The organism is Sphingorhabdus sp., assembly GCF_041737645.1.
Classification (GTDB): domain Bacteria; phylum Pseudomonadota; class Alphaproteobacteria; order Sphingomonadales; family Sphingomonadaceae; genus Sphingorhabdus_B.
In genome coordinates this window covers 63,964-90,115 of the sequence record NZ_JBGSRI010000065.1, presented here as the reverse complement: position 1 = coordinate 90,115, position 26,152 = coordinate 63,964, and the positions used below count along the sequence as shown (strand labels likewise).

The 26,152-nt window shown below is 55.3% G+C and carries 25 protein-coding genes and 1 tRNA gene; 14 read left to right on the top strand and 12 right to left on the bottom strand.

All coding sequences use genetic code 11. From position 1 onward, the window contains the following. The first annotated feature begins 9 nt into the window (after nt 1-9). Nucleotides 10-1,152: a glycosyltransferase family 4 protein gene (locus ACEW72_RS12815; protein WP_373476772.1), complete on the top strand. Its 1,143-nt coding sequence runs from the start codon at nt 10-12 to the stop codon at nt 1,150-1,152. Nucleotides 1,153-1,170: 18 nt separating this feature from the next. Here ACEW72_RS12815 and ACEW72_RS12810 read toward each other — a convergent pair whose 3' ends face one another. The 5 genes from ACEW72_RS12810 to ACEW72_RS12790 form a co-directional block, all read right to left on the bottom strand. Beyond that, the gene (locus ACEW72_RS12810) at nt 1,171-2,421 is read right to left on the bottom strand and encodes an outer membrane beta-barrel protein (RefSeq protein ID WP_373476771.1); all 1,251 of its coding nucleotides are present in this window, start codon (nt 2,419-2,421) and stop codon (nt 1,171-1,173) included. Next, entirely contained in the window at nt 2,412-2,987 is a 576-nt protein-coding gene (locus ACEW72_RS12805; protein WP_373476770.1) for a polysaccharide biosynthesis/export family protein, read from the bottom strand. Before ACEW72_RS12805 ends, ACEW72_RS12810 begins: the two co-directional genes overlap by 10 nt. A 69-nt stretch (nt 2,988-3,056) precedes the next feature. Beyond that, nucleotides 3,057-3,959, bottom strand: a complete 903-nt coding sequence (locus ACEW72_RS12800; RefSeq protein ID WP_373476769.1) for a sulfotransferase — start codon at nt 3,957-3,959, stop codon at nt 3,057-3,059. Further along, nucleotides 3,956-5,173: a DegT/DnrJ/EryC1/StrS family aminotransferase gene (locus tag ACEW72_RS12795; RefSeq protein WP_373476768.1), complete on the bottom strand. Its 1,218-nt coding sequence runs from the start codon at nt 5,171-5,173 to the stop codon at nt 3,956-3,958. The genes ACEW72_RS12800 and ACEW72_RS12795 overlap by 4 nt, the downstream gene beginning before the upstream one ends. 22 nt (nt 5,174-5,195) lie before the next feature. After that, nucleotides 5,196-7,265 carry a UDP-N-acetylglucosamine 4,6-dehydratase family protein gene (locus ACEW72_RS12790; protein ID WP_373476767.1) on the bottom strand — a complete coding sequence of 690 codons (2,070 nt, stop codon included), beginning with the start codon at nt 7,263-7,265 and terminating at the stop codon, nt 5,196-5,198. A 424-nt stretch (nt 7,266-7,689) separates the two neighbouring features. Between ACEW72_RS12790 and ACEW72_RS12785 the strand changes: the two genes are divergently transcribed. The 9 genes from ACEW72_RS12785 to ACEW72_RS12745 all read left to right on the top strand — a co-directional run bounded on the left by ACEW72_RS12785 (nt 7,690) and on the right by ACEW72_RS12745 (nt 18,032). Continuing rightward, nucleotides 7,690-8,865, top strand: a complete 1,176-nt coding sequence (locus ACEW72_RS12785) for a glycosyltransferase family 4 protein (RefSeq protein ID WP_373476766.1) — start codon at nt 7,690-7,692, stop codon at nt 8,863-8,865. Beyond that, nucleotides 8,862-9,779, top strand: a complete 918-nt coding sequence (locus ACEW72_RS12780; protein WP_373476765.1) for a methionyl-tRNA formyltransferase — start codon at nt 8,862-8,864, stop codon at nt 9,777-9,779. Before ACEW72_RS12785 ends, ACEW72_RS12780 begins: the two co-directional genes overlap by 4 nt. Continuing rightward, nucleotides 9,772-10,458 carry a PIG-L deacetylase family protein gene (locus ACEW72_RS12775; protein WP_373476764.1) on the top strand — a complete coding sequence of 229 codons (687 nt, stop codon included), beginning with the start codon at nt 9,772-9,774 and terminating at the stop codon, nt 10,456-10,458. The genes ACEW72_RS12780 and ACEW72_RS12775 overlap by 8 nt, the downstream gene beginning before the upstream one ends. A gap of 55 nt (nt 10,459-10,513) precedes the next feature. Further along, the gene (locus ACEW72_RS12770) at nt 10,514-11,842 is read left to right on the top strand and encodes an O-antigen ligase family protein (RefSeq protein WP_373476763.1); all 1,329 of its coding nucleotides are present in this window, start codon (nt 10,514-10,516) and stop codon (nt 11,840-11,842) included. Next, complete coding sequence (locus ACEW72_RS12765; protein WP_373476762.1) at nt 11,839-13,206, top strand: lipopolysaccharide biosynthesis protein; 1,368 nt, start codon at nt 11,839-11,841, stop codon at nt 13,204-13,206. The genes ACEW72_RS12770 and ACEW72_RS12765 overlap by 4 nt, the downstream gene beginning before the upstream one ends. Beyond that, nucleotides 13,203-14,330: a glycosyltransferase family 4 protein gene (locus ACEW72_RS12760; protein WP_373476761.1), complete on the top strand. Its 1,128-nt coding sequence runs from the start codon at nt 13,203-13,205 to the stop codon at nt 14,328-14,330. Before ACEW72_RS12765 ends, ACEW72_RS12760 begins: the two co-directional genes overlap by 4 nt. Before the next feature lie 20 nt (nt 14,331-14,350). Continuing rightward, nucleotides 14,351-15,208 (top strand): sulfotransferase domain-containing protein, encoded by an 858-nt coding sequence (locus ACEW72_RS12755; protein ID WP_373476760.1) that lies wholly within the window; start codon nt 14,351-14,353, stop codon nt 15,206-15,208. A gap of 17 nt (nt 15,209-15,225) precedes the next feature. Next, nucleotides 15,226-16,317 carry a glycosyltransferase gene (locus ACEW72_RS12750; protein WP_373476759.1) on the top strand — a complete coding sequence of 364 codons (1,092 nt, stop codon included), beginning with the start codon at nt 15,226-15,228 and terminating at the stop codon, nt 16,315-16,317. Between the two features lie 239 nt (nt 16,318-16,556). After that, nucleotides 16,557-18,032 (top strand): hypothetical protein, encoded by a 1,476-nt coding sequence (locus ACEW72_RS12745; protein ID WP_373476758.1) that lies wholly within the window; start codon nt 16,557-16,559, stop codon nt 18,030-18,032. Nucleotides 18,033-18,167: 135 nt separating this feature from the next. Here the strand turns inward: ACEW72_RS12745 and ACEW72_RS12740 are convergent, their stop codons facing one another. The 6 genes from ACEW72_RS12740 to ACEW72_RS12715 all read right to left on the bottom strand — a co-directional run bounded on the left by ACEW72_RS12740 (nt 18,168) and on the right by ACEW72_RS12715 (nt 22,749). Further along, nucleotides 18,168-18,455: a YadA-like family protein gene (locus tag ACEW72_RS12740; protein ID WP_373476757.1), complete on the bottom strand. Its 288-nt coding sequence runs from the start codon at nt 18,453-18,455 to the stop codon at nt 18,168-18,170. Between the two features lie 5 nt (nt 18,456-18,460). After that, the gene (locus ACEW72_RS12735; protein WP_373476789.1) at nt 18,461-18,793 is read right to left on the bottom strand and encodes a hypothetical protein; all 333 of its coding nucleotides are present in this window, start codon (nt 18,791-18,793) and stop codon (nt 18,461-18,463) included. 171 nt (nt 18,794-18,964) lie between these two features. Further along, nucleotides 18,965-20,248: an amidohydrolase family protein gene (locus tag ACEW72_RS12730; protein WP_373476756.1), complete on the bottom strand. Its 1,284-nt coding sequence runs from the start codon at nt 20,246-20,248 to the stop codon at nt 18,965-18,967. Further along, nucleotides 20,248-20,649 (bottom strand): DUF2497 domain-containing protein, encoded by a 402-nt coding sequence (locus tag ACEW72_RS12725; protein WP_373476755.1) that lies wholly within the window; start codon nt 20,647-20,649, stop codon nt 20,248-20,250. The genes ACEW72_RS12730 and ACEW72_RS12725 overlap by 1 nt, the downstream gene beginning before the upstream one ends. 55 nt (nt 20,650-20,704) lie before the next feature. Beyond that, a complete protein-coding gene (locus tag ACEW72_RS12720) occupies nt 20,705-22,156 on the bottom strand; it encodes a TolC family outer membrane protein (protein WP_373476788.1) in 1,452 nt (483 codons plus the stop codon). A gap of 8 nt (nt 22,157-22,164) precedes the next feature. Further along, on the bottom strand, nt 22,165-22,749 hold the full coding sequence (locus ACEW72_RS12715) for a protein-L-isoaspartate O-methyltransferase (protein WP_373476754.1): 585 nt from the start codon (nt 22,747-22,749) through the stop codon (nt 22,165-22,167). A 264-nt stretch (nt 22,750-23,013) separates the two neighbouring features. On the opposite strand from ACEW72_RS12715, the gene ACEW72_RS12710 reads away from it, so the two are divergent. Continuing rightward, nucleotides 23,014-23,087, top strand: a tRNA-Cys gene (locus ACEW72_RS12710). A gap of 118 nt (nt 23,088-23,205) precedes the next feature. On the opposite strand, the gene ACEW72_RS12705 is transcribed toward ACEW72_RS12710, so the two are convergent. Further along, entirely contained in the window at nt 23,206-23,565 is a 360-nt protein-coding gene (locus tag ACEW72_RS12705; protein ID WP_373476753.1) for a response regulator transcription factor, read from the bottom strand. A gap of 293 nt (nt 23,566-23,858) precedes the next feature. On the opposite strand from ACEW72_RS12705, the gene ACEW72_RS12700 reads away from it, so the two are divergent. The 3 genes from ACEW72_RS12700 to ACEW72_RS12690 all read left to right on the top strand — a co-directional run bounded on the left by ACEW72_RS12700 (nt 23,859) and on the right by ACEW72_RS12690 (nt 26,129). Beyond that, entirely contained in the window at nt 23,859-24,434 is a 576-nt protein-coding gene (locus tag ACEW72_RS12700; protein ID WP_373476752.1) for a hypothetical protein, read from the top strand. Then, nucleotides 24,406-25,542: a hypothetical protein gene (locus tag ACEW72_RS12695; protein WP_373476751.1), complete on the top strand. Its 1,137-nt coding sequence runs from the start codon at nt 24,406-24,408 to the stop codon at nt 25,540-25,542. The genes ACEW72_RS12700 and ACEW72_RS12695 overlap by 29 nt, the downstream gene beginning before the upstream one ends. Before the next feature lie 224 nt (nt 25,543-25,766). Further along, the gene (locus ACEW72_RS12690) at nt 25,767-26,129 is read left to right on the top strand and encodes a hypothetical protein (protein WP_373476750.1); all 363 of its coding nucleotides are present in this window, start codon (nt 25,767-25,769) and stop codon (nt 26,127-26,129) included. The last annotated feature ends 23 nt before the right edge of the window (nt 26,130-26,152 follow it).

Sequence of the window (26,152 nt, the reverse complement as noted above, 5' to 3'; positions counted from 1 at the left end):
AATATTTTTATGAATAATGGTCCTGTAACAATCGCCTATCCGATGGCAGGCGATAGCCTGGGCGGCAGCCATCATTCGCTTAGGGGGTTGCTCGAAGGCCTTGACCCCGCGCGGTACAAGCCCGTTATCATATTGGAAAATCCGTCAGGTCGGCTGGCGGAACATTTTGCGGCGTTCGAACAATGCGCGGACCCCGCACCACCGCAAGAAAGCTTTGCCGTCGGGCGCGACTTTAGTCTTTCCCACTTTGCATCAACCTTTTCCGGCATGGGCCGTCGGGCGGCACTGTTGCGGCAAATGGACTCCCGGATCGTTCACAGCAATGATGGCCGGACTCATGCGACATGGGCGTTTGCGGCCAAACGCGCGGGCTGCAAATTGCTTTGGCACCACCGCGCAGACCCTTATGCCAAGGGGTTAAGATATCTGGCGCCGTGGGTCGCCGACCAGGTGGTGGCGGTGTCGCGGTTTTCCCTGTCCGGTATGCGCCCCGGCAAGGTAGCAACAAGTGCCCAAGTTGTTTTCAGCCCCTTCGATATCGAGGTTCGTTCCGACCGCAATGCCATGCGTCAACGATTGTTGGCCGAACTGGGGGCTGCACAAAACACCATAATCTGTGGCTATTTCGGCAGCTTTATTGATCGCAAGCGGCCTCTGGAATTCATCAACGCGATTGCTGAAATGCGGAAAATGCAGGACCGGCCTGTTCTCGGGGTGATGTTCGGCGAAACGACTTATCCCGAACTGGAAGCCGCAATGCGCGCCCGGATGACCGATCCCGATGTCGCGGGTTCAGTGCACATGATGGGTTACAGGTCACCCGGCGTTGACTGGATAGCTGCGGTCGACCTGCTGCTTGTAACCGCCGTCAGCGAACCGTTGGGCAGGACTCTCGTTGAAGCCATGCTTGTCGAAACCCCCGTCATCGCAACCGATTCAGGCGGCAATCCCGAAGCTATTCTTGACGGATTGGGCAAGCTTGTGGTTCCAGACAACGCAAACGCGATGGCCGCAGCCGCGCTTGAAACATTAAGTGAGAGCAGCTCTACAGCCGCCATGACCGCGCGCGCGCGGGAAAGCGCTAGAGCACGCTTTTCCGAAGCAACGCACGTTGCGAAAATTTTGCAAATTTATCGCAATCTATCCGCGTAAAGGTCCTGACCCTTGGGGTCAGAACCGCAATCTTAACGCAATCCCGCCCCGCGCACGATCGAAAACTTCTTCGGCAATGTTACTGGTACGATCCGTGTAGCTTACGTAACCCGCAATAGAGAGGCGTTTAGTTGCTAGCCATTCCACTTCCATGCGGGGGCTGATTGCCTTTTCCAAATCGCCAGAGCCGACAAATTCTGCACGAAGATAGGACACGCCTGCCGTTGCATAAAGATTGTGCCTGATTTCCTGCTGGATATTTAACGAAGCGGTCGTGTCCGAACGCGCAATTGCGCCCAAACGGAATGTGGCGACATCGCCGGAAAATACATTCAACGATATGGCGGTGCGCCGCTGCGGCCGAATAGTGAGCGCGACATCGGCGGAAATACCGCTGCGGCCTTTTTGACCAGGTTCGGCTGGATTGAGCCGGAACATCCCAATTGACGCGCGGCCCTCAATCAAGCCACGGTCCTTGGTAGCCACACCGATACGGCCACCAACGGTGGTTTCGTCCTGAATGGCGCCAGTAGTCAGCGGCAGTCGAAAGTCGCGGTTGGTCACAAAGGCTGTGGCGGTGCCATATAATCTGCCGCCGATGCTGCGGCCCAATGTCAGCGAAACAAATTGCGACGAAAAATCGCGTCGGTCATTTACCGCGCCCAGAAAGTCAAATTTCCGGACCACAACATCTGTGGCGACCAGCATTTTTCCGCCTTCCTGGCTGAATTTCGCTTCGGTTTCGAAAATATTGGCCAGCCTTGGACCCGTTGATGTCAATAGCAGAGCTTCAGGATCGCCGCGTTCTTCGACAACCCTGCGCCATCCACCTGCCAGACCAAATTTCTGGCCCTCGCGCGGCTGCCAACCCAACGTAACCCCCGCCTCGGCCCCTTCAGAATTTTCGGTGGTCAGCTTGTCATAACGCCGGATCCGGGTTCTTGCGTTGGCGGCGAGATCAATATTGCCAATTCGCCCCTTGGCTTCAACGCCGCCGACAATGATGAACGCGGCATCCGCTTGGGTTCCGTTCGGAAACGATCCGTCCGGCACGGCATAGACATTGTCATCGGCATAGAGAATATACTCAAAATCCGGTAACAAACGAAAGCCGCCAAGATCAAACCCTTTGGGTTCGAAATCCGGCAACTGGTCAGACACAAGCGGCGCGGTTTTACTGACCGATTCCGCCTGCGCTGAAGGTGATACAAGCAAGCCAGCAACCGTGCAGGCCGCGAATAGATAATGGCGCATCAGGATCAGAACCACTTCTCTACAATCCGGATTTGGTCGCCGGGCATCACGATGGTATTTTCCGATGCCTTACCGGTCACCTTGCGCCCATTTACGGTCCGGGTAATGACCATCGACATGGTGTCGGCGCGATAGGTGTAGCCGCCGGCCAGCGAAATGATCGAGAAAACCGTGAGGCCCTCCCTATATTCATACTGGCCAGGCTTACCGACTTCGCCCAGAATATAGATAGGCCGCAAGGAAGCCGCCTGAATAGTGACATTCGGGCGCACCAAAATGCGTTTGTCGAGCAGTGACTTTTCAACGGCACGTTCGGCTTCGCGCAAAGTCAGGCCGGAAATTTTCACTTCCTCGACCAATGGCAGCGAGATAATGCCGCTCTGATCCACTGAATATTCGCCATCTGCGCCCACAAGGTCAGGAATCTGCACCTTGATCTTGTCGCCCGGTTCAAGCCGGAACTCTGCCGTATCTGTTGCTGGTATTGCGGAAAGTCCGCTGGTCCCAGACGCGCATCCAGCAACCATTGACGATCCTGCAAGAACCGCGGCGGTTAGCAGACATTTGAGCATTTTCAGCATTTCGCTGTCTCCCCATTTTAATTTGCTTCCGGAATAATCCGGTGCATCCTAGTTAACCAGTTCATCCGATCAGGCGACTTTTTTGTGTTTTTCCCGACCTTCACCTTGTTTGGCACCGGATTGCGTGACGTCCAGCCAATCCGACAAATCTCTTCCGAGCATCCGACCAAGTTCCGAAACATCATCGGCATAAAAATCACGCAACCGCAACCTTAAATCTGACGACAATGGGGGATAAGCAATTTCACGCGCGAACATGCTCCGCGTTGATTCGAACAATGCTGTCCCGCGCAATGGCGCAATCGAGCTTTTGAGCGGGGCCAATACCTTACGGACCGGCAAGGGCAGAAAACGTTCCGACGCATTGTTCGCTTTCTTGCGTGACTGGTCGATGTCGAAGACCGGATCGACACCAATATGCGTGGAAATCGCCTCAATGGTCGCCTTTGGCTGCGCTTTTACGTCATCGTACAGAAAAGAGTAAATCTGTTCGGCAGGGAAATGGTCAAGCCAGCGGCGCATGTGCAGCGCATACAGGCCGTCATTCAAGAATCGCGGCTGCGGATTGTCGAGCGATGTCAGATAGGCCTCGGGCCCTTCTTTCACCGTCCCGCGGCGATAGAGCATTTTATAGTCGGAATAAGCACGCTCGATCGGATTGCGGAACTGCACCACCAGCCGCGCATGGGGCAACATCGCAGCAATCCGTTGCGCGGCTTGCGGGTGGGCAAGATAGTCAGCCGATTTCTCGCCCAACATACGCTCCGAACCCGCTTGGGCTTCAAAAAAGGCGCGATAATAATCTTCGCCCTGTTCAAATTCACTGCTGAAATAATGCGGTTCAGGATCGGGCATATAGAGCGCGGGATTGACCTGTAACTGTTCCAGCGCCCAAGTCGTCGCAGCCTTTACCGCCCCTATGATGATGAAAGACGGATGCCAGTCGGCCTGTCCGGCGTGAGCCTGTGTCATGTCATCACTACTTTTTTCAGGGCACCGGCGATAACCAGCATATCATCTTCGCTGAACAGATGGTCTACGGGAAACATAATCGTGCTGGCACCCAGCTTGTGGGCATTTTCGAGAGTTCCATCGCGTCGCGGTTCGCGACCCTGAAACGCGATTTCCCTGCTCATGTCGGGGCAGGAACCACTACCGCACTGGATTCCGAGTGCCAGCAAACCGGCGATAATATCGGACCGGGTCTTGTTTCCCGGCAATTTGCTTTCATCAATCCGGACGAGATATTTGTATCGCGCTGACAAAATGTGCGCGTCAGGCTCATCAACTATAATTCCAAGAATTTCAGCGACAGCTTCGCTCAGGCAATTTGCGTTGGCACGACGCTGCGCCAGCCATTTGGGCAATTTTTTAAGCTGCACCCTGCCGATTGCGGCCTGCATTTCCGTCATACGGAAATTGGTGCCAAAGCTTTGGTGCACATATCGAAATTCACCAGCGGGGGCGATGTTCTTCGGCATTTCTTCGGGTGGCACCTTACCGTGGTCTTTTATCGCCCACGCTTTGGACCAAGCCGATTTATCGGCGAACAGGATCATACCCCCTTCGCCGCCTGTCGACATGATTTTGTCTGTACAAAAGGAAAAGGAGGCCGCATCGCCAAACGAACCGACCATTTTTCCATCATACACTGCGCCATGTGCCTGCGCGCAATCTTCAATCAGAAAAAGGCTGTGGTCTTCGCACAGCTGGGTCAAAGCACGCATGTCGCATGGAAGTCCGGCAAGGTGGACGCAAATGACTGCCTTTGTTTTCTCCGAAATCATGCGCGCCACCGAAGCTGGGTCGATATTTTGTGATTCAACCAGAATATCGGCAAAGACCGGGCTGGCCCCAACCGATACTACGGCGCTTGCTGTGGCAAAAAAGCTGCGGGCGGGAATGATGACTTCATCGCCTGCACCAATGCCAAAGGCGCGCAATGCCATTTCAATCGAAACGGTTCCGTTGCTGACGGCGATGGCGTGCGGCATTCCAATATAGGCGGCAAACTCTTTTTCAAAGGCGCGGTTTTGTTCGCCATGGACCAGCGCATTGACGCGGCCACTTTGCAGAACTTGTGTGACAGCCAGGATTTCATCGCGGCCATGGGTCGGCCAGGAAGAGGCGATCGGCACCGGATAATCACGGATCTCGGCGGAGGTCGGCGTTGTTTGCTTGTTCATGATTTGCCAACTTTCTTTTCTTTTACAGACCCTGCACCAGCTGCAGATGGTGGCCACGCTTTGGCAGAGAATTATTAACGAACATGGTCGAAAGATCGATGTCGCTGCTTGGAAGTTTGACCAGCGAATGAGTCAAACGGCACGCTTCTTCCTGCTTACCTTGCTTCACCGCCAGATCAAGCTCGTCTATCGCGCGGCCAATCAATGGTAACGGAATGGGGCGTGAGCAAGCTTCGAACAGATTGGGGATTTTCGAATCCACGCGGCGTTCACAGGTATCGAACAATTCTTCAAAAAGTTTTTCACCCGGACGCAGTCCGACAAACTGGATTGGCACATCGACATCGGGTTCCAACCCGTGCATTTTGGCCATCCGCTTGGCAAGATCGACGATCTTTACAGGGTCACCCATATCGAGAACGAAGATATTGCCGCGGGTGGAATTATCCTCAAGCGAGCGGGCGCTGCTTTCCAGAATCAACTGGACCGCTTCGCCGACCGTCATGAAGAACCGTTCGATATCCGGATGGGTAACCGTCAAAGGACGACCTTCAAGCAACTGCCGCTTGAACAATGGCACAATCGAGCCGCTGGAACCCAGCACATTGCCAAACCTGACGGTCATGAAACGAGGCGCAGATGTGTCATCGACGCCGCACAGATCGAGCGACTGGCAATATAATTCGCCAACGCGCTTGGTTGCGCCCATCATGCCCACGGGATTAACCGCCTTGTCGGTCGATACCTGAACCATGGCGCGCACCGCATATTCGGTCACGGCGTTGGCGACGTTGCGGGTGCCAATGATATTGGTGTGAATGCCGCCCAGCGGATTGGCCTCAACCATCGGTACATGTTTCAGCGCTGCTGCGTGATAAACCACCGAAGGCAAATGCTTCGCGAAAACGCGCCGCACTTCATCTTCATCACGAATATTGCAAAGCTCAGGGAAGATTTCAAGATCCGGATAGCCTTCGCTCAACCGCATCTCAATGTTATAAAGTTGAAATTCGGCATGATCGAGAAGCACGATCCGTGATGGGCCATAGCTCGCGAGCTGCATGACCAACTCGCCGCCGATGGTTCCACCTGCACCTGTTACAAGAACGCATTGCCCTGCAACCTGGCGCTGGATGATGCTGCGCTCGATGGTGCGTTCGGTGCGGCCCAGCAGTTCCGACAATGGAAAGTTGCTGGGGTCGCGGGTTGGCTGACGGTTCAGCAGCTGGCTGGCGGGATCGCTCAATTTCAGCACTTCGATATTGTGCTGCTTTGCCGATTTGTTCAGGGCAGAAAGGTCGCGCACGCTGATGTTAAACCCATCATCGCACACAATTGCCAAATTTGGCTTTTCCCCCTGTTCGGTCAGGAACGCCACGGTCTGGTTAAAGGAATCGAGACCACCCAGCACAGGCACATTCGCCAATTGGGAAATGGTGCGATCATCGGATGGCAGCAACAAACCTATAACATTGATTGCTGATGAGTTGCGCGGTCCGAACATATCAAGCACTGACAACGCCCATTCCGGATCGCCGATCAGTAACGCCGTTTTCGCGACATTGTCATTCGAATATGTCGAAGCCGCATTTTGCTTCCGGCGCAAATAGGAGCGTGCCGCACGTCGAGCGGCGCGCATCAACTGCATCGCCATACTGGCCAGGCTGTAGTGTAAAAATGCAAAAGTCGCGAAGTTGAACAGATAGGACGACAACGGAGAGAAATAGGCAATCGAAGCCCAGCCGATGGCGAGGCCAATGAAGCTGGTAATCAGCATGGAAATACTGTCGGCGAACGAAACAAAACGCCAACTGCGCTTGTACATGCCAGTTAAGAACAAAAAGGTCGAAGCAACGCCCGCGATAATTGCGCCGTCATATAGTGACAGCAATGTCGCCGATTCAGCCCATCCCCGGGTAAGCGCCAACAGCACCACAAAGGATGCAAAGATCGCCAGCGTATCCAACGTCCATACAGCAGCCGTCCGGACCACGCGTTTCCAATACGGAAACCGCCACAATGAACTTAAGTCCCGCTGGTTTCCGCGATTGTGGATGAACCGGTCTATGTTTTGCGCCAAGCCCTGGATCATTGCTTGCTCCCATTTTCGAACATCACAAGTCGAAGGCACGCCCGGCAAGCGCGCTGCTTGACGGCGATCCCACATTTGACGTGGCCTGTGATGAAAACTGATTTCGTCATTTCACCGTCTATCTACGACAGGAACGTTAACACGTCGCATTCTCTTGCTGACATTAGACGAAAGGGTCAAAATTCTGCCTACGAGAGAGAACTCGGCCCTAATGGGGGATAGGGGTCTACTAAATCGCAACGCGCGGGGTGGGCGCGCGCCCCCTTTGTCGGGCCAAAAGGATGAATACCTATTGCTAAATTGCCTAATGCCCTTCGATGGCCCATCTGGACCCTGTATTAACGCGACTGATACGATTTAGATTTAAGGCGCAAACCGAAGATGCCAATCCGGCGCAAACGAATTTTTTGGAGGTAGCGCAAGCATGAAAATCCTTGTTTTTTCGAGCCTTGCCTATTCGCTTGTGAATTTTCGCGGCGCGTTGTTGTGCCGCATGAAAGACGCCGGACATGATGTAGTGGCTGTCGCACCCGATCATGATCCCGCCGTTTCCGCATGGCTGAGCGAACGGAATATTGAATTCAGAATCGTGTCCATGAACCGGACCGGCATGAAACCGCTAGAGGATATCCGTACCCTTTTGGGGTATGTCAGTCTGATTTTGAAAGAGCGTCCCGGTCTGATTTTGGCTTACACCCAAAAGCCGATCATCTATGGCGGTATTGCAGCCCGGCTGACGGGTAATATCCCGTTTTACGCGTTGATGTCCGGCCTCGGCTATTTGTTCAGTCCCGACGGCTCAAAGCCCGGGCTGAAAAGATCTATTTTCTTACGACTCTATCGCGAGGGTGTCCGCCGGACGAAAAAGATTTTCGTATTCAACCGCGACGACCATGAAGACATGATCGCGGCGGGCATTGTCGACCGGGACCAGACTGTCATTCAGGTGCCAGGTTCAGGGGTCGACACCACGCATTTTGTCCAGCAACCGCTGCCCGCAGGCCCGACGCATTTCCTGATGGTTGGACGGTTGATGCGCGACAAGGGTGTGTACGAATTTTTGGAAGCCGCCCGGAAACTAAAACAGGAATTTCCCGACGCGCGGTTCAGTATCCTTGGCCGCGCCGAGGTTTTCAATCCGACCGGTATCAGCAAAGACGACATTCCCCGTTTGCAGTCCGAATATCCCGTTACCTTTTTGGAAGAGACAACCGATGTTCGCCCCTATCTGGCGCAATCTTCGGTATTCGTCCTGCCATCTTATTATCGCGAAGGGTTGCCGCGTACGATATTAGAAGCTCTGGCGACCGGCCGTGCCGTCATCACCACCGATATGCCGGGATGCCGCGACCCGATCGAAGCCGGGGTCAACGGACTGATCGTTCCACCCCAAAATGCAGACGCGTTGGCATCGGCGATGCAATCATTCCTTGAAAACCCGGAGCAAGCGCAAGAAATGGGCGATAAATCGCGTGCCATCGCCGAAGCAGTTTATGACGTTGCCAAGGTCAACGACATTTTGACCGGCCATATGGGCCTGCAACATATATCGAATGCCAACACTTCCTCGGCCGCACAGCTAGTGGCCAAGCAAGCATGACGTTGCGCGCTGTCATCGTTGGAGCAGTCGAAAGCACGGCCGTTGCAATTCGGGCATTTGACGGTTCGGGCTGGGATTTGTCGCTGGTTGTGACATTGCCGCCAGAGAAATCCGCACGGCATTCGGACTATGTCGACTTGCAAACCGATGCCGAAAAGGTCGGTGCACGCCTGTTTCGTACCACCCAAACCAACCACCCGGACACGATCGCAGCGGTTCGTGCCGCAAAACCCGATTATATTTTCGTCGTTGGCTGGTCACAGATTTGCGGGCCGGAGTTTCTGGCGATTACACCAGGACAGGTCATTGGCTATCACCCGGCAGCCTTGCCCCGGCTGCGGGGTCGGGCCGCGATTGCGTGGACGATCGTGCTGGATGAAAAAATCAGCGCCGGATCGTTGTTTCAAATGGCTGACGGGGTCGACGACGGGCCCTTGTTGGAACAAAGCTATTTCCATATCGCGCCCCGTGAAACCGCGCAGACATTGTATGATAAGCATATGGTTGCACTCGATAAAATGGCCAAAAGCGCTCTCGCACGACTGGCGCGGGGTGACACGGAATTTCGGGTGCAGGACGAAGACTGCGCCACATATGCAGTGCGCCGGACACCGGCGGATGGCCTGATCGATTGGTACCAGTCAGCGACGCAGATTGACCGGCTGGTGCGGGCTTCGGGTAAGCCGTATCCCGGGGCATTCACAACCGTCAAAGGCGCACGCTTGACGGTTTGGGCATCAACGCCACTAGAACCGGCATTGCCATTTCATGCATCACCGGGACAGTTGTTGGTCGATGATGCCCAAGGCTTGCTGGTGCAAACGGGTGCGGGCCAGATAAGAATTACCGATTGGTCATGGGAAGGCGAAGGGCGTCCTGCTATGCACGGCATATGGGGAAGCGATCATGGGTGACCTGAATTATATGGGAAAGGTGCTCGTCATTGCACCGCATCCCGACGACGAGATTTTGGGCTGCGGCGGCACGATGGCACGGCTGGCAAAGTCGGGGGCCGAAGTCGTTGTTGCGATTGTCACGCGGGGCATGGCTCCGCAATTTTCCGATGAATTTGTGGCAAATATCCGCGCCGAGGCGAAGACTTCGCACGCGATGGTTGGTGTCACAGAAACGGTCTATCTCGACCTGCCCGCCGCCGCGCTGGAAACGGTTCCGGCGACAAAACTCAATGGCACTTTAGCAAAGCTCGTTCAGGACGTGCGCCCGGACACTTTATTTGTGCCCTTTGTCGGTGATATCCATACCGACCATCAATTAACGTTCCTGGCGGCAATGGTCGCGGCGCGTCCACGGGACGAACATGCGCCAAAACGCATCTATGCCTATGAAACCTTGTCGGAAACCAATTGGTATGCGCCGGGTGTTACGCCTGCATTTGTGCCTAATGTGTTCATCGACATAACCGAAACGCTCGAATTGAAGATCGATGCCTTTCGATGCTTTGAAAGCCAGGTGAAAATATTCCCCGATGAACGGTCAATCGAAGCGATCCGGGCGCTCGCGACTATGCGCGGTGCGTCCATGTATTTGAAAGCCGCCGAGGCGTTTATGTTGATCCGGCAAATCGACAGATGACGCCCAGACCCGAACTTTTTTGCCCGGAGCAAAAGCGATGACGCAAGACGCAAGCATGGCATATCCATATGACCAGAACGTCGTGGGATACGCGCCACCGCTCGAACGTATCGAACGTTTCCGGCAGTTATGTCTCGGTGCGGCCTGTTTTCTGCTTTCTTGGCATGTCTTGAGGGTCGGTGATTTCAATTTCACCGCATCGGATTTCCTGTTCCTCGTCTGTTTCGGATTATTTCTGGTTCGGAACCGCCTGAATATGTTGGCGCTGAATGTCATGACCGCGCATTGGTGCGCGGCGCTTGCGATGATGCTTGGCGGATTGTTGATAGGGTCTGTCTTTAATGGCGACCCGCTGCGTTGGGCAAATATCGCCAGCCAGTATATTTTCGGATTCCTGCTTTTGCCGATGGTGTTGATGAGTGAGGACCGGATGTGGATCCGCAAGTGCCTGCTCTATTTCGTTCTGGGCGTCGCGGCATCACAAATTGTTGCCTTGTCGATGGCCAGCTTTTTCAGCTTTGAACAGTCTAAGGAATTGCTCGGGCCAAGCGTGGTTGCAGGCAATGGCCGCATCGGTGGACTTGTGTCCGACGCAAACCTGAATGGTGCGGTTATCGCTTTTTCGATTATCGCCTTGTTCAATGCCCACCACCACGGGTTAATCCGCAACTTTTTTGCTATTTGTGTCGGTGCGGTGCTGTTATGGGCTTTGCTGTCAACCGCCAGCTTTACCGCGTTTGCGTCAACCGGCATTGCGACATGCATCTATTTCGTGTGGTCCAACCTTGGCCGCTTTATGAAAGTCGGCATCCCGTTGATCGTGTGCGCGGTGGCTTATATTGCCCTTGGCTTGCCCTTGCCCGAAGCGTTCAGCGAACGCGTGCTTGGCGCTGTTCTAAGCGGTGATTTATCACAGGCCGGTACGTTCACCCACCGGTCCGCATTGATCGCCGAGGCGTGGGAGATGAGCAAGGATACGCTGTTTGTCGGCCTGGGCGTTGATCGTTTCAGGGTGGAAAGCATCCACGGTATGCCGGTGCACCAATTCTGGATGCTCTTGCTGACCGAAGGTGGCATTCTGTCCTTTACCGGATTGGTTCTGATGTTCGGAATACTCGGTATGATGGGAATTCGCGCCTTTAACATGCATCGCGAAGACGGGGCGATGGCGCTTGCCATTCTGGTCATTTTGCTGATTTTTTCAACTTCGATCCCGCACATGTACAACAGGCTGTGGATCACACCGTTGATGTTGGCGTTGGCCGCAAGTTTCGCGCGCAATATACAAATCTATTTCACGCCCGAAATTGTCGGGGAATATGACGATGTGTTTGAAGTCGACGGAACGCCAACCGCACTTGCATTAAGAGGGCAACAGCCATGACAGTTCCCAATTCGGCCGCCGATAATTTGAAAGCCGACGCCACGCCTGCATGGCGGAAAAAGGGCTTTGAAAAAGGCTGGTTAAAAAACATCCTCCATCTTGTTTCGGGAAGTTCAGGCAACGCAATATTGATGCTGATAAGCACCACAATCGCGGCAAGGACGCTTGGCCCTGCGGCTTATGGCGTGTTGGCGTTGGTGCTGACCGTCGGCCGGTTAAGCGAGCGGCTTTTGCGCTTTGAATCATGGCAACCGCTGATCCGCTTTGCGGCATCCGAAGACATTGCCGGTGACAAGAAAAAAATGTCCGAACTTTACCTTTATGGCCTGTTCCTTGACATCGGCACGGCATTACTGGCGGCGGTCCTGACGATGATTGTCGGCTATGCGTTGATGACGGTTATAGGTCTAAAGCCTGAACATATGCCGTTATTGGCAATATATGCAGTCGCGATAGCCATGAATATCCGGGGCGTTCCCACGGCGGCATTGCGCTTTGACGGAAAATTCAAGACGCTTGCTTATGTCCAGATGACGTCATCGGTGCTTCGGCTGGCGCTGGCCGGTGCGGGGCTGTTCCTTGGTTTTTCACTTCTTGAATTTGTGATTGTCTGGACCGTATGTCAGGCGCTGGATTCCCTCCTGTTCCTTTGGCTTGGCCTGCGTGTCATCCGCAAGCAGGGGATCCCCAGCCCCTTTCGCGCCAATCCATTTGGTTTGAAACAAAAGTTTCCGGGTTTCATGTCCTTTGCCTGGTCCACGAATATTTCGGGTACCTTGCGAACGATGACGCAAGAAGCCGATACATTGTTGGTGAGCGCGTTTGCAGGCACCGCCTGGGCCGGTTTTTATCATATCGCAAAACGGATCGCCAAAGTGGCACAACAGGTCGGATCAATGATGCAAGCCGTCGTTTATCCCGACATGGCGCGTATGTGGGCGCAAAAGGATTTCACTGCATTTAAGTCGACGGTAAAACGGGTGCAGCTTGTTCTAGGCGGGGTAGGCGTCGCATTTCTGGTGGCATTCTGGCTATTGGGTGACTGGATGATGAAGGTCGTATTCGGGCCGGAATTCGCGCAAGCCTATCCGCTGCTCGTTGCACAATTGCTCGCTGTCGTCCTTATCATGCACGCAGCACCGTCGCGGTCTGCATTGCTGGCAATGAACCGGCCGGGTTTCGTGCTTTGGGTGGCGATCGCGTCAACTATTCTATTCTTCGTCACGGCCTGGATCACCATGCCCACCTATGGCGCGCTGGGCGCCAACTTTTCCCATATTGCCTTTGCCGCCTTGACCGCCATTGCCATGGACATCGCAATGTGGCGCCAAATTGGACAGACCGTGAAAGAGTCGAAAGAATGACGATCAACACGCCCCGTCCGGCACGAATCAAATTCATTCTGCCCGGCCTGTCGGCTGGCGGTTCCGAGCATGTGGTCAGCTTCGTTGCCAACCGGTTGGCGCAATCGGGCTTTGATGTCAGCATCCTGTCGTTCGAAATGAGCGGAAGCACGCCTTATTACAAAACCGACGATCGGATCCGGATCGACTATCTCGATGTTCCGATCGGCAAACGCGGGCCCCTGGGCGTTCTTTCGGACATCGTGCGACGCGTGCAGCGGCTGCGCGCCATATTCAAGGAACAGCGTCCCGATATGGTGGTCAGCCTGCTCACGCGGTCCAATGTGATTGCTGTATTGGCCGCCACCGGTCTCGACATTCCCGTCATCGTTTCAGAGCGCAATAATCCGCTTCGCCAAAAACCGGGGATCGTCTGGCAGATTTTGCGCCGCTACGCTTATGCCCGCGCCTTTGGCTTGATTACGATGACACGCGGCGCGCTGGAATGCTTTCCGCAGGTAATGCGACCACGCAGCTGGGTCATCCCAAACATGGCCGATTATCAGGATTTCAAACCCAAATTCACGAACGAACGCAAGGTGATGACCGCCGTTGGCCGCCTGGTCGACCAAAAGGGCTTTGATTTACTTATACAGGCATGGGCCAAAATAGCAGGCCAACATAACGACTGGTGCCTGCGTATCTGGGGTGAAGGCCCAGACCGAGCTATGCTGGAGGCATTGGCCGTAGAGCATGGAGTTGCAGACAGCGTGCAGATGCCCGGTGTCAGTTCGGCCCCCGGACGCTGGATCGAAGAAGCCGATGCCTTTGTACTCAGTTCCCGTTTCGAGGGCTGGGGGCTGGTGCTGGGTGAGGCGATGGCGGCAGGATTGCCATGCATATCATTCGATTGTCCCTTTGGTCCCGCCGACATGATTACCCACGACCATGACGGGTTGCTGATCGAAGAAGGCAATGTCGACGCCATGGCGCGCGCCCTGTCGCAATTGATGGGCGATGCCGTTTTACGCAGCCGTCTTGGCACTGCAGCGGAATCGGCGGCCGACCGGTTCGCGCCCGCTGCCATTGGTGACCTTTGGGAAAATACAATCCGTGGCGCACTTGCGACCGCGCGCGGACAATGAAGGATTCAGGAAAAATGCAAATGGCGCCGGAATTTGTAAAAAACATTTATCGCCGTGTGCGGCGGATGCGGAACCTGATGCTGCTGGAAAGGGCGGCTCCATCGGTCGATGCCTTTTTGGTGTCCTACCCGAAAAGTGGTCGGACCTGGTTACGGTACCTTTTGTCCTGCTATTTCGCACAAGTGGCACATCTGGATTTCGAACCCGATCTGCGCACGACTTTCCGTGTCCTGCCTAATTTTGATCGTGACGCTGAACGCGGCCTGCCGGTGTTTGTGGGCCGTTCGGACGCGGTATCCGTGCCATTAATCGCGGTCAGCCACCGCCAGTTTACAGGACAGCTGTTTGCCGGGCGTCCGGTCATCATATTGGTCCGCGATCCCCGCGACGTATGTGTTTCGGCCTATTTTCACGAAACCAAACATAAGCACCGTTTTACCGGCAGCATATCCGAATTTATTGAAGACGACACATATGGCGTGCCGGCCATCGTCCGCTATCATAATGGCTGGGCCACGGGAATTGAAGGCAGCCGCTCGCTGGTCATCAGCTACGAAGATATGAGCAGCCACACGGACGCAACCATTCGCCAAATCCTCGAATTTTTGGGCCAGCCTGTCGACGAAGCCGCGCTGGCCAAGGCGATTGAACTGGCGCGATTCAGCAAAATGCAAAAAACTGAAAAGAAAACCGGAATCCCCGGCCATGACTATGACCGGTCGGACGAAGACAGCCTGCGCGTCCGCAAAGGCAAGGTCGGTGGCTATTCCGATACGCTCAGCGAGATCGAAGCGGATCGCATCATTCAGATTTGCCGAGACACTATGGTGCCCCAGGCTAAATCCCTGATGCAGCGCAGCGGTATCGCGCTCGATTGAAATCAGGCGGAACCGATATGCACATTGTTTCCATCCTGACCAGCCTGACATCGGGCGGTGCCGAAATGCTTGTCGTCAATTTGAACAAGGAATTTGTCGCAGCCGGACATCGCAGCACGGTCGTTACATTGGCCGATGCCGACAGCGTCGGAAACTCTTGTGCGATGGAAGCCACGTTAAGACAGCGTATCCTCGATGAAGGGGGTGACCATATATCCCTGCAACTGGGCACATCGCGCAACCCGTTGCGGGGGTGGAGGCAGATGCGGGCACTGGTGCGGAGACTAAAGCCTGACGTCGTCCACGCGCATACGGCGCGCGCCTTGCTCATGTTGCTCGCGCATCCCGGCAAAGCGCCGGTGGTTTTGACCCACCATAACAGCAAGCTGAGTTTCCCCACCGCCATGTTTCGGCTGTTTGACCAGATTGCCGATGCCTATGTCGCGATCAGCAAAGAGACCGAGCAGATCTTTACACAAAATGTAAAGCGACCCATCGCCTACATTCCCAATGCCGCGAGCAAGAGTTTTTCTGCATCTGCACCGCGCATACGCGCGAGCGCCAATCCGCAAATTCTGAGTGTCGGGACGATTTCGGCGCAAAAGCATTATGATCTTCTGGTCGAAGCGGCAGTCGCGTTGAAAAACCGGATTGGCGTTGGCGCAATGCCAAAATTCATGATCGCCGGTAACGGCGCCGATCTGGAAAATATGCGGGTGATGGCACAGGACCGCGGTGTTGCAGACCATGTGCATTTTCTGGGCGAGCGGTCAGACATAGCGCAATTGATGCAATCATCCGATCTGTACCTCAACACTTCGCGTTATGAAGGCATGCCGGTGGCATTGCTCGAAGCAATGGCGAGCGGCCTTCCTATTGTGGCCACAAAAGTCGCAGGCAATACCGAGCTTGTGGGGCATCGGGATAATGGCCTGCTCTGTCCTTTGGATGACGCAGAAGATCTTGCAGGAGCTATCTCGAACCTGATCGATGATGCTGACCTTTACAGCCATTGTTCGGCGGCAGCAATTGAGCGATCAAAGTCATTTTCCATCGAAGCAACGTGCGCCAATCACCTTGCACTCTATCAAAAAATCCGCACCGCTTAGGGTCACAACGCCGAAAATATTATCCGATATTCAAAGTATTTCCTGTCACGTACAAATATGGGAAAGCCTATTTTAACTATATAAATCGCTGATTCGGCAAAACAACATGCCATTATCGGAATGGTTACCCGGTTTTTGACTTAACCGCGTTTGCTCTGTTAAATTTTTACCTGCTCCGTTCATTTCGCATTTCACACAATTTTTTTGTGTTTTGATTTGGAAATGCAGCGGAGGTTTTGATGAAGAAAATTCTTGGAGCATTATTGGCGACTGGAACGTTGATTGCACTGCCTTCGGTCAATCATGCAAATTATTCGTCGACGTATAGCCCATCGAAATTGCCTGCCGGACAACAAAGATCTTTCCCGACGGCCGAAGGTTTTGGCGCAGCGTCTTTGGGCGGTCGTGGCGGACGTGTTATCCAGGTCACTACACTTGCCGATTCCGGCGTTGGTTCGTTACGGGCCTGCATGATGGATACAGGGCCTCGGACTTGCGTATTCCGGGTAAGCGGAACCATTGAATTGATGAGCCAGATCAAGCCAACCTCTGGCTATTTGACGGTCGCGGGCCAAACTGCCCCCGGGGATGGCATCGCAATCAAGAACCATCCCAATAACCTCACTGGATCACCGCTCTTTTTCAACGCGCCGCATAATATAATCCGGCATATCCGGGTGCGGCCCGGACCAACCAACGGAACCAAGCAGGATACCACCGATGGCATAACGGTCGACAGCCGCGCAGTTTATACGATATTGGACCATGTCTCCCTGTCATGGGCAACCGACGAGCCGTTCAACACAACCAAGGCAGCATCCAACATCACGATCCAATGGTCGATGGTGTATGAAGGATTGAGCAAATCGACGCATAAATCTGGCGAACATTCCAAGGGTATGTTCCTTGAAGGCAATAATATCACGGCGCACCATGTCTTCATGGCCCATGCAACCGATCGCATGCCGAACGCGGGTGTCGGCACGCGTGCCGATTTTGTAAACCTGATTTCGTACAATATGCGCGAAAAGGCCCATCAATATTTCTCCATGAAACAGAAAGAGAGCCAGCTGGCCAGCGGACTGAAGCGGCAGGCGAATATCGTTGGTAACTGGGTCTCCATGGGACCAAGCTCGCTGCGCGGCACCGCAATTTTTGGCGGCAATTATGACGAACAATATTCCACTAATCCGGGCAATGCCGAATTCTATTTATACCAGAACATCGACGGTCGCCGTCGTTCGCACAATGTCGACAACAGGATGTTCATGGACCCCTTGGACTGGAAATATGTGAAGACCCAACCCATCGGCGATCTGAGCGTTCAATTGTTCAGCTCCCCTGAACAAGCGGTAAGGGATGTCGCTGCATTTGCAGGGGCTTTCCCCCGCGATGCGTCTGACCGTCGGGTGCTGCAGACGTTTCTTGGATGCAGCGGCCGGATTATCAACAGCCCGAGCGAAGTCGGCGGTTGGCCTGTCCTGCAATCCAGCGCCGCGTACATCGACAACGATCGCGATGGCATGGACGACACTTGGGAAGTACGAAACAAGGTCTCTAATGCGACAGCCGATGCCGATGGCGATGGCTATACCAATTTGGAAGAGTTTTTGAACGAATTGGCCGGCGACCAGGACAGCTATGGCAATATCATCAACCGCGTCGGAACGGGCACTGGCAGTGTCCCGGCACCCAATTGCGGGATCGCGATTTAGCGTCTGGCGTCACAAGAAACGGTCGCTGATCCCTGTCAGGTATGACGAGCGTTTTTTGTGAAAAGGAATAAAGGAGCATGGCGGTTAGTATCGCCATGCTCCCTTTTAATTTCCGAAACCTATCCGGCTTTGGTGTTACCAACCAAAGCTGATACCGACGCGGCCACCGGTTGACCGTTTGACGGTAGAACCTGCGACACCGCCACTGATCCAGATATTTTCTTTCACTTGCGCGACCAACGCGCCGGAGAAGCCTTGTTCACCACGATAGGTCGCAAGGTTGAATGTCACTGAAAGTGCCTTATCCGGTATCAATAACGTTCCACCGAGCGCCATCGCCGCCGCGATACCGCCATCGGCCTGACGGGCCCTCCGCGTCAAACCATCAATGTCCGCGTTGATGTTTGTAAACCCGCTCGTCAAATCCGCTACGGACGATTGCAGATTGGTAATGTCGGTGGCGGTGAACGAAGCATACCCAAAGCAACCGCATCCAGTCCGCCTGCCGAAGCCCCAGCCGATGTAGCAAGGCTGCCCACCGCAAGGAACTTCGTCTTGTCTTCAAGGGCGTTGACGTCTCCTGTAATATTAGTGATGTCCCCGGTGATATCGACAATATCAAGTTCGACAACATCAAGACGCCCGTCCACCGCAACATCAAGGCCATCAAGCTGGCCCTTGTTCACAGCATCCGTGGCAGCTGTACCTGCTGCAAGGTTGGTAACCGGATCTTCGCCGAAGGATTCGAGAAAAGAACCGATTTCGAGTAAGTTCTGCCAAACATTGCGGCGCTATGTCAAGTTATCATTGTAACACTATTTATAATTACGAATTTTCGGTTTTCGTAGGTGAGGCGTGATTGCACGGTTGCGAAGGTTTCGCCCTAAACGCGGGCGCCTCGCGCGTTTTGTCGATGCCCGAATTTTACGGCTTTATTGGGCTGGGGTTACCAGCGTGCCGCCCTTGATCACATGCGCGACATTTTCCAACAGGCGAATGTCGGTTCGCGGGTCGCCCTTTATGGCGATAAGGTCGGCATAATATCCCGGCGCTATCGTGCCTAATTCCGTCTGTTTGCCCAGCAATTCGGCGGCGCGGATGGTGGCGGACTGGATCGCCTGCATCGGGGTCATGCCATAGCGCACCATATAGGCAAATTGCCGCGCGTTTTGACCGTGCGGATAGACCCCGCTGTCGGTGCCATAGGCAATCTTGACGCCCATTTTCACCGCCTTGGTAAAGCCAATTCGCTGGATATCGGTGGTTTCGCGATTCTTACGCAGATATTCCTCGGGCCAGCCTTCTTTGGTGCCGATGTCGTCAATATAATCGCCATTGTAGATATCCATGACGAGCCAGGTCCCTGCCTGTTTTGCCATGGCAAGCGCTTCGTCGTCGATCAGGCTGGCATGTTCGATTGACCGCACGCCTGCGCGAATCGCGTTTTTGATACCGATGGCGCCGTGGGCGTGGGCGGTCACAAACACCCCTTTGGCTTTTGCAGCGTCCACTACGCTGCGAAGCTGAGCTTCGGTCAATTCCGGTTCGCCGGGTTCAGTGCCCATTGCGAGTACCGCGCCGGTGGCGATTGTCTTGATGAAGTCCGCGCCCTTTGAAATCAAAAACTCGGTCTTTGCCTTCGCCTCTTCGGGCGTGCCGGCAACGCCGAGCCGCATATCGGCGGGCAATTGTTCATTGGGGATAACACCGTTCAGTTCGCCCCCGCCCTTGGGGATGGTGATATACGCCCCGGCCACGAACATCCGTGGCCCCGGCACATGACCTGCGTTGATTGCATTTTTCAGCGCGACATCGGTCAGGCCGCGATAAGTGCCGACGTCGCGCACGGTGGTAAAGCCCGCTTCCAGCGTGACCCTAGCATTGTGCGCGCCGATCAGCGCTGTTTCAGCAGGCGAGGTGTTGAGCGGCAGGGCAAGGTCTGCGCTTTGCCCTGCATCGGCGAGATGGGTATGCAGGTCGATCAGGCCGGGAAGCACGGTAAGGTCGGACCAATCGATTCGGCGGGCCCCCTTGGGCGTCGCGCCGCAGGGGGCAACCGAATCAATCCGGTCCTGCACAATATGGATGCATTGGCCGGTGCGAACGGTGCCGCCCACGACATCGACCAGTTGCCCGGTTTCGATATACAGATTTTGGGCAAAAAGCGGGGCGGATGTAAAAGCCAGCCCAAATACCAGAATTGGTAAGGCGCGCATCAGCCCTTTTTGGTGATCCGGTTGATCTCGCGTTCAACCATCGCCTCGACAATAGGGGGCAGGTTGGTGTCGAGCCAGTCCTTCAGCATCGGGCGCAGTAGATCCCGGGCCAAACCCTCAAGCGAAGTTTCGCCGGAACGCACGATCTGCGGCGTTGCGCCAGGTTCGGATAGGGTTTGCAGGGCGGAAAAGCTATGGCGCAAGCTGCGGGCCTTCTGGTCGTCGAGCAATATTTCATCGCTTGCGTCCGAATCGGTATCAGCGTCAGCGGCTTCGGTCAGCTCAAGTATTTCATCGTCCGCAGGCAAGGGTGCGTCCTTGGGGGCGCGCTTTGCCGAAGCTGGGCGCGCACGGTCATCATCTGCAATGATGCGTTTAATCGAAGATAGAATCTCATCCATAGACGGTTCGTTCCGGCCCTCTGCCATATTGAAAGCTCTCCAAAGCCTTGGTTGATTACTTCCGCGTCGGGTCGGGAAGCGGCTCTATTTCTGCTTTTTGTGCAGGCGTGTCAACGGTGCGTGTCGATTTCGTCGTCGGATCGGGTTGCGACGACCAGTCATTCCACGCATTGTCGACCTTTTCATATTCGGCAACGGGATCGTAGAGGACCCCACCTTCAAGACCCAGATCACGTGCTTCGGCACGGCCCATTGCGGCGAGCAGGGTGAAGCCTGCGACATAGGCGTTGCGCCGTGCCGTCACCAATTGCACCTTGCTGCCCAGCAATTCCTGCTCGGCGTTCAATATGTCCAATATTGTGCGGTTGCCCACGCTGTTTTCCGCGCGCGTTCCTTCAAGCGACAACTCGTTGGCCGAAACCGCGCGTTGGGACGCAATGATGACGTCGTTGGCCGCTCTCCAGCTTGCATAAGAAGCGCGGGTCTGGGCAATGACTTCGCGTTCAGCGGCGATTTCCTGTTCCTGCGCCTGCCCTAGACGGGCCTGCGCCTGACGGATTTGGGCCGCAGGTTGCCCGCCTTGATACAGGGGCAGGGTTGCGCGGATACCGGCCTGCGCCGTGAACGAGCTGTTATCCGCCTGAAACCCGGGGATATTGGATGAAACCGAGTTCAGCGCGTTGCTATAGGAAGGCGATGTAAAAACGCTCACGGTGGGCAGGCGCGATGCATTGGCGGCGCGTCGGTCAAACCCGGCGGCTTCCTTCGCTTCCCGCGCGGCGATAAGGTCCGGGTTATTTTCCAGCGCCACATTTACGGCATTATCGGGCGTATCCGGCAAATTCGGCAATGGCGGCGGCGCGGACAACTGCCCCGGTTCACGCCCGACAAGCTGGATATAGATTTCTTTCGACCGAATCAGGTTTGCCCGCGCAGTTTCAAGGTTGCTGGTCGCCAGCGCCTGCCGTGCTTCGGATTGCGCCACATCGGTACGGGTCAGGTCGCCAATTTCAAACCGGTCGCGCGTCGCGTCCAGATTGACAGACAAAACACCGACCTGTGCGCGGTTCAGCTCGACAATCGATTCATCACGGATCACATCCATATAGGCCGCAACCACCGCTGAAAAAATCGCACTTTCGGTGCCGCGCAAGCCTGCAAAGCCTGCCTCTACTCGGTTTTCAGCGGCGCGCACCGCATTGCGGATGCCGCCACCTGCATAGACAGGCGCGGATATCGTGCCATTCGCGCTTGCCCCGCGCGCTTGCGTGACTGAAGAACCGCCGTCCTGCATGATGTTTTCGAAATAGGTTGACTGTATGCTGACATCAGGGCGGCCATTGGCCTTGGCCAGCGGCACGCCCTCATTGGTTGCCTTCTGCCCTTCGCGCGCGGCGGTCAGGCTGGGGTTGGTTTCATAGGCCGACACCAACGCATCGCGCAGGGTATCCGCAGCGGCAGGCGCGCTGGCAAAGGCCGAGCAAAGCAGCGACGCCATCACGATCATACGCGGGGTCAAAATGTAAATTCCGGTTTGCGGGCGAACGCGGCCAACGGCGCGATTTCGCTGTCGATAAAGGGTTTCAATGCAACCTGCCCCTGATGAACATAGCCCTTGGCCAGCCGTGTGACCGGCCCTTCGACCAGGCCGGTTACCAGCCGTGCGCCGTCCGCAGCCATGTGCAGTAAACCATCGGGAAGCTGTTCGATCGCGCCGTCGATAATGATAACGTCAAAAGGTGCAGATTTTACGGCGCTATCAAAATCGGCAGGGGCGACGCACGTTGCCGCACCAACCCGGCTTTTCAACAGGTCCGCAACATATCCGTCAGGCGCGCCCAGCAACAAAACCCGGTCCGATGCCTCGATATCCGCCGCTTGCAGCAACAGGGCAGTCGCCAGCGGCGGGTTCAGGACGGTGCCGTCCCCAAGGGGGATTGCACGATCCGTATAGCAGACAGTGTGATACTTAGCCGGCACATACTGTTCCCGCGCACATCCACCCAGGGCGGCAAGGACCCACGCCTGCGTCACGCCGTTGGTGCGCAGCTGGGAATCAACCATTGCCCGCCGCATATCTTCAAAACTCACAGATTCCATCGGGATTTTTCCATTACTTTCCGGGTCGTGTGGCATAGCTGTGTTGCAAATACAATACAGCCGCTGAAAATCGTTCTAGCCAGCGCGCAGCCAATCGCCAAGCCGGATTCAGACAAACGCCCAACCTGTCCATGCAAATGGCATTTTTTCCGGACGTTGTGGCGATCAGGGCACAGATTGCCGGTTGATTTGCGCGGTCCAACCCGCTAGACGCGCGCCTCCACCACATGCAGCTATGCTGTATCAAGCATTTTGCTTTCCAGAGGCCCGATGGCGGAGTGGTGACGCAGAGGACTGCAAATCCTTGCACGCCGGTTCGATTCCGGCTCGGGCCTCCAGGAATTCTGGTGCATTTTTGGTAGAGCAAGTCGCGTAGTCACGATTTGACGGATTGCGCGGGCTCCGGACTTGGACACGGCTATTCAACCCTGCGCGCATGGCCGTTGAACGTTAGGGTCAGGACCACTTAAATGTGCCGGATGCACCGTCAGCGCGATCACACAGGATCGAACTGACGGCGACTATGCCCAGATCGAATAATGCCAGCAGCGTCGCATCATCTTCCATTGCGGTAATGACAAGCAATGGCACGTCCGGCACGGTTCTGAGTATTCTTGCAATGCCGACAATCGGCGTTGCGCCGGGCATATCCAGATCGCAAAGGATGAGATCAAGGCCTTCCGTTTTTGCGTGCTTCCATGCATCCGGAAAGGCGGCAACTTCCATAACATGTGTGTTGGGCCACGCCAGCCTGACCCTTCCGGACAAGGCCTCGCGCATCATCGGATGGTCATCACAGATCAGACAGGATTGCATATAATCGATCCTTCCAGACGCTCATCGCGTCATTCATTGTTTTCAGGCGACGTCCAGTTCCAGAAAGAACGCGGCTCCGTTGGTCCAGCGGGACTCCAGGCCGACCGCACCCCCAATTGGACTATCCATTTGGGGGGTGCTATATCATAGCAACACTATGTATTCAACCCTGCCTCGCGGGAAATAGCCCGCTGGAGCAAATGGGACGGGTCTCAAAAATCGAACAGTCACCACAGATGGCGCCATTCTGGAGCGATCGAGCGGTGACGAACAAGATAACCAAAGGGAATTTAATGATGAGAAAATCAACAGTAACGCGTGCGGCATTGGCCGCAGGCGCAAGCATTGCCGCTCTAGGACTGGTTACGCCAGTTTGGGCGGGGCCAAATCCGGAATGCGTCAATGGTGCTGGGACTAATACTACGGAGTGCGGCACACTTTCGACCACCGGTACAACGGCGACCAACGCTACTGCGATTGGTGCGGACGCTGAAGTTACTGGTAATAGCGGCACTGCCGTTGGAGCGAGCTCTGACGCGTCTGGGTTCAGCACTGCTGTAGGAGCTTTTGCAGATGCCATTGGGTTAAATTCGGTGGCTGTTGGATTTTCGGCTGACGTGGCGGGCAGCGCAGATGGCGGCATTGCTATTGGCGTGGGTTCCGAAGTGGGATTCGGAGCAAGTGGCGGCATAGCCCTTGGCGCCGGCAGTCAAGCCTTGTCAGCAGGCAGCGTAGCGATCGGCATTAATTCGATCGCGACTGGAGTCAACGAAATCAACACGGTGTCTTTTGGCGGTAATGATCTAGGAGGAGGCGTCCTTTGCCGCAACCGACAATGCAGTGGCTATCGGCAACGGTGCAACGGCTGACGGCGGGGCTTCTGTCTCGATCGGCTTTGGTAACACTGCCACCGGTAACGGTGCGGTCGCGATTGGTGATCCGAACCAGGTTAGTGGTCAGGGCGCAGTCGGACTGGGCTTCACCAACATCGCCAACGGAACCGCGGCAGTTGCCTTGGGTTCGGAAAGCGTTGCTTCGGGTGGTAGTGCATTTGCACAAGGTAACAAGGCGGTTGCTGTAGGGTTTTCCGCCGTTGCGCTGGGCGATGCGGCGCAGGCCGAACTGATCACGCCGACGACCGTTAACCCCGATCCGTTTGCAGATTCGAACATAGCGATTGGCCGCGCCGCAAAGGCAACGGCACAAACGACGGTTGCCATCGGAAGCGGGGCAGAAGCCTTTGACGAAGATGCGACCGTTATCGGCGACAAATCAAGCGCTGGCTTTCACGGCACGGCAATCGGCGGAGAAGCCGAAGCCGACGCACGCGGGGCGCAGGCCTTTGGCTGGCAATCAAAAGCCACCGGAACCCTGTCTCTGGTTGTCGGGCATCAGGCGCTCGCATCGGGTGTTCGCGCAACAGCGGTCGGCAAAAGTGCGGTTGCAAACTTTGACGGTTCGACAGCACTTGGCAACACGGCCACGACAACCCGCGCCAATCAGGTTGTTCTGGGCGGCGCAGGCACATCGGTTACCGTTGGTGACATCGCGGCCAGCACATTGGCGCAGGTTGGCCCGACGGACGTCATGACCGTTGATGCCACCGGCACCGTTGGACGTGACGCAACGATCCGCCCGGCAATCGCCGCGCTGAACGCGTCCATCGGTCAATTCGATGGTCGCCTGACAACATTGGAAGCAGGTCAGGCAGCATTGTTCGACCTTGCCAAAATCAACCAGACCGAATCGCGTCGCGGGATCGCCGCAGCCGTTGCGATGGCCGATGCGCCATTCCCTTCGGCGCCGGGCAAGACCAGCTATGCAGCGAACACCGGGCTTTTTCGCGGTGAAGTCGCGTTCAGCGCGTCGTTGATGCATCGCCTTGATGTCGACAGTCCGTTCGCGCTGACCGCCGGTATTTCGCAAAGCGGTGGCAAGAATACTGCCATCCGTGCGGGTATCGCTGGCGAATTCTAACTGTGACCAGGCCGGTGATGTTGCTTCAGCTTTTTAGCCACGTCACCGGCTGCATTTCCTCCCGCAAGGCTCCCCATTAGTTTTCGGGCGGACGATGTCAGGCGGGAATTTTTCTACCTGACACACAGGTAACACCTTGAGGGATGGCAATTGGCTTTCAAGCCATTGCCATCCCTTTTCAGTTTGAACTCCAGAAAAATATTCTGTTCCTGAAGGAGAGATTTATGTTTCTTGTTTTAAGTAAGGCCACCCTTGTCATCCTGGCCGGAATCTATGCCATGCGAAGCGCATCGCCGGTTTTTGTCCGGCAACCGTTTCAACCATTGATGATCGCCGCGGTTTTCGCCTTTCTGTTGCTCGTGACTTTGTTTTACCGTGCGCCTGCGAAACCGGGCCTTTGGCTTAACACCGTAATACTGTTGTGCGCCGTGGGAATGCTGACAAACGCGATGCTCTATTTCAAACCGGATGCCATGCACAGTGACCCCACAAATATGGCGTTCAGTGCGTTTGGCATGGCGGGATGGGGCTTTTTGCTGGTGTATTTTGGTTCCCACATTTTTGGGACCACCCTGCTTTCCAAATAAGGCGATAAAGGAAACGCCGGTGG

What these genes read in the sequence shown, in the direction of transcription:
- ACEW72_RS12800 (WP_373476769.1), bottom strand. Translation starts at nt 3,959, where the DNA reads ATGACACAGGCTCACGCCGGACAGGCCGACTGGCATCCGTCTTTCATC.
- ACEW72_RS12730 (WP_373476756.1), bottom strand. Translation starts at nt 20,248, where the DNA reads ATGCGCGCCTTACCAATTCTGGTATTTGGGCTGGCTTTTACATCCGCC.
- ACEW72_RS12720 (WP_373476788.1), bottom strand. Translation starts at nt 22,156, where the DNA reads ATGATCGTGATGGCGTCGCTGCTTTGCTCGGCCTTTGCCAGCGCGCCT.
- ACEW72_RS12815 (WP_373476772.1), top strand. Translation starts at nt 10, where the DNA reads ATGAATAATGGTCCTGTAACAATCGCCTATCCGATGGCAGGCGATAGC.
- ACEW72_RS12775 (WP_373476764.1), top strand. Translation starts at nt 9,772, where the DNA reads ATGGGTGACCTGAATTATATGGGAAAGGTGCTCGTCATTGCACCGCAT.
- ACEW72_RS12780 (WP_373476765.1), top strand. Translation starts at nt 8,862, where the DNA reads ATGACGTTGCGCGCTGTCATCGTTGGAGCAGTCGAAAGCACGGCCGTT.
- ACEW72_RS12705 (WP_373476753.1), bottom strand. Translation starts at nt 23,565, where the DNA reads ATGCAATCCTGTCTGATCTGTGATGACCATCCGATGATGCGCGAGGCC.
- ACEW72_RS12725 (WP_373476755.1), bottom strand. Translation starts at nt 20,649, where the DNA reads ATGGATGAGATTCTATCTTCGATTAAACGCATCATTGCAGATGATGAC.
- ACEW72_RS12805 (WP_373476770.1), bottom strand. Translation starts at nt 2,987, where the DNA reads ATGCTGAAAATGCTCAAATGTCTGCTAACCGCCGCGGTTCTTGCAGGA.
- ACEW72_RS12700 (WP_373476752.1), top strand. Translation starts at nt 23,859, where the DNA reads ATGATGAGAAAATCAACAGTAACGCGTGCGGCATTGGCCGCAGGCGCA.
- ACEW72_RS12690 (WP_373476750.1), top strand. Translation starts at nt 25,767, where the DNA reads ATGTTTCTTGTTTTAAGTAAGGCCACCCTTGTCATCCTGGCCGGAATC.
- ACEW72_RS12795 (WP_373476768.1), bottom strand. Translation starts at nt 5,173, where the DNA reads ATGAACAAGCAAACAACGCCGACCTCCGCCGAGATCCGTGATTATCCG.
- ACEW72_RS12715 (WP_373476754.1), bottom strand. Translation starts at nt 22,749, where the DNA reads ATGGAATCTGTGAGTTTTGAAGATATGCGGCGGGCAATGGTTGATTCC.
- ACEW72_RS12770 (WP_373476763.1), top strand. Translation starts at nt 10,514, where the DNA reads ATGGCATATCCATATGACCAGAACGTCGTGGGATACGCGCCACCGCTC.
- ACEW72_RS12745 (WP_373476758.1), top strand. Translation starts at nt 16,557, where the DNA reads ATGAAGAAAATTCTTGGAGCATTATTGGCGACTGGAACGTTGATTGCA.
- ACEW72_RS12760 (WP_373476761.1), top strand. Translation starts at nt 13,203, where the DNA reads ATGACGATCAACACGCCCCGTCCGGCACGAATCAAATTCATTCTGCCC.
- ACEW72_RS12785 (WP_373476766.1), top strand. Translation starts at nt 7,690, where the DNA reads ATGAAAATCCTTGTTTTTTCGAGCCTTGCCTATTCGCTTGTGAATTTT.
- ACEW72_RS12755 (WP_373476760.1), top strand. Translation starts at nt 14,351, where the DNA reads ATGGCGCCGGAATTTGTAAAAAACATTTATCGCCGTGTGCGGCGGATG.
- ACEW72_RS12765 (WP_373476762.1), top strand. Translation starts at nt 11,839, where the DNA reads ATGACAGTTCCCAATTCGGCCGCCGATAATTTGAAAGCCGACGCCACG.
- ACEW72_RS12790 (WP_373476767.1), bottom strand. Translation starts at nt 7,265, where the DNA reads ATGATCCAGGGCTTGGCGCAAAACATAGACCGGTTCATCCACAATCGC.
- ACEW72_RS12750 (WP_373476759.1), top strand. Translation starts at nt 15,226, where the DNA reads ATGCACATTGTTTCCATCCTGACCAGCCTGACATCGGGCGGTGCCGAA.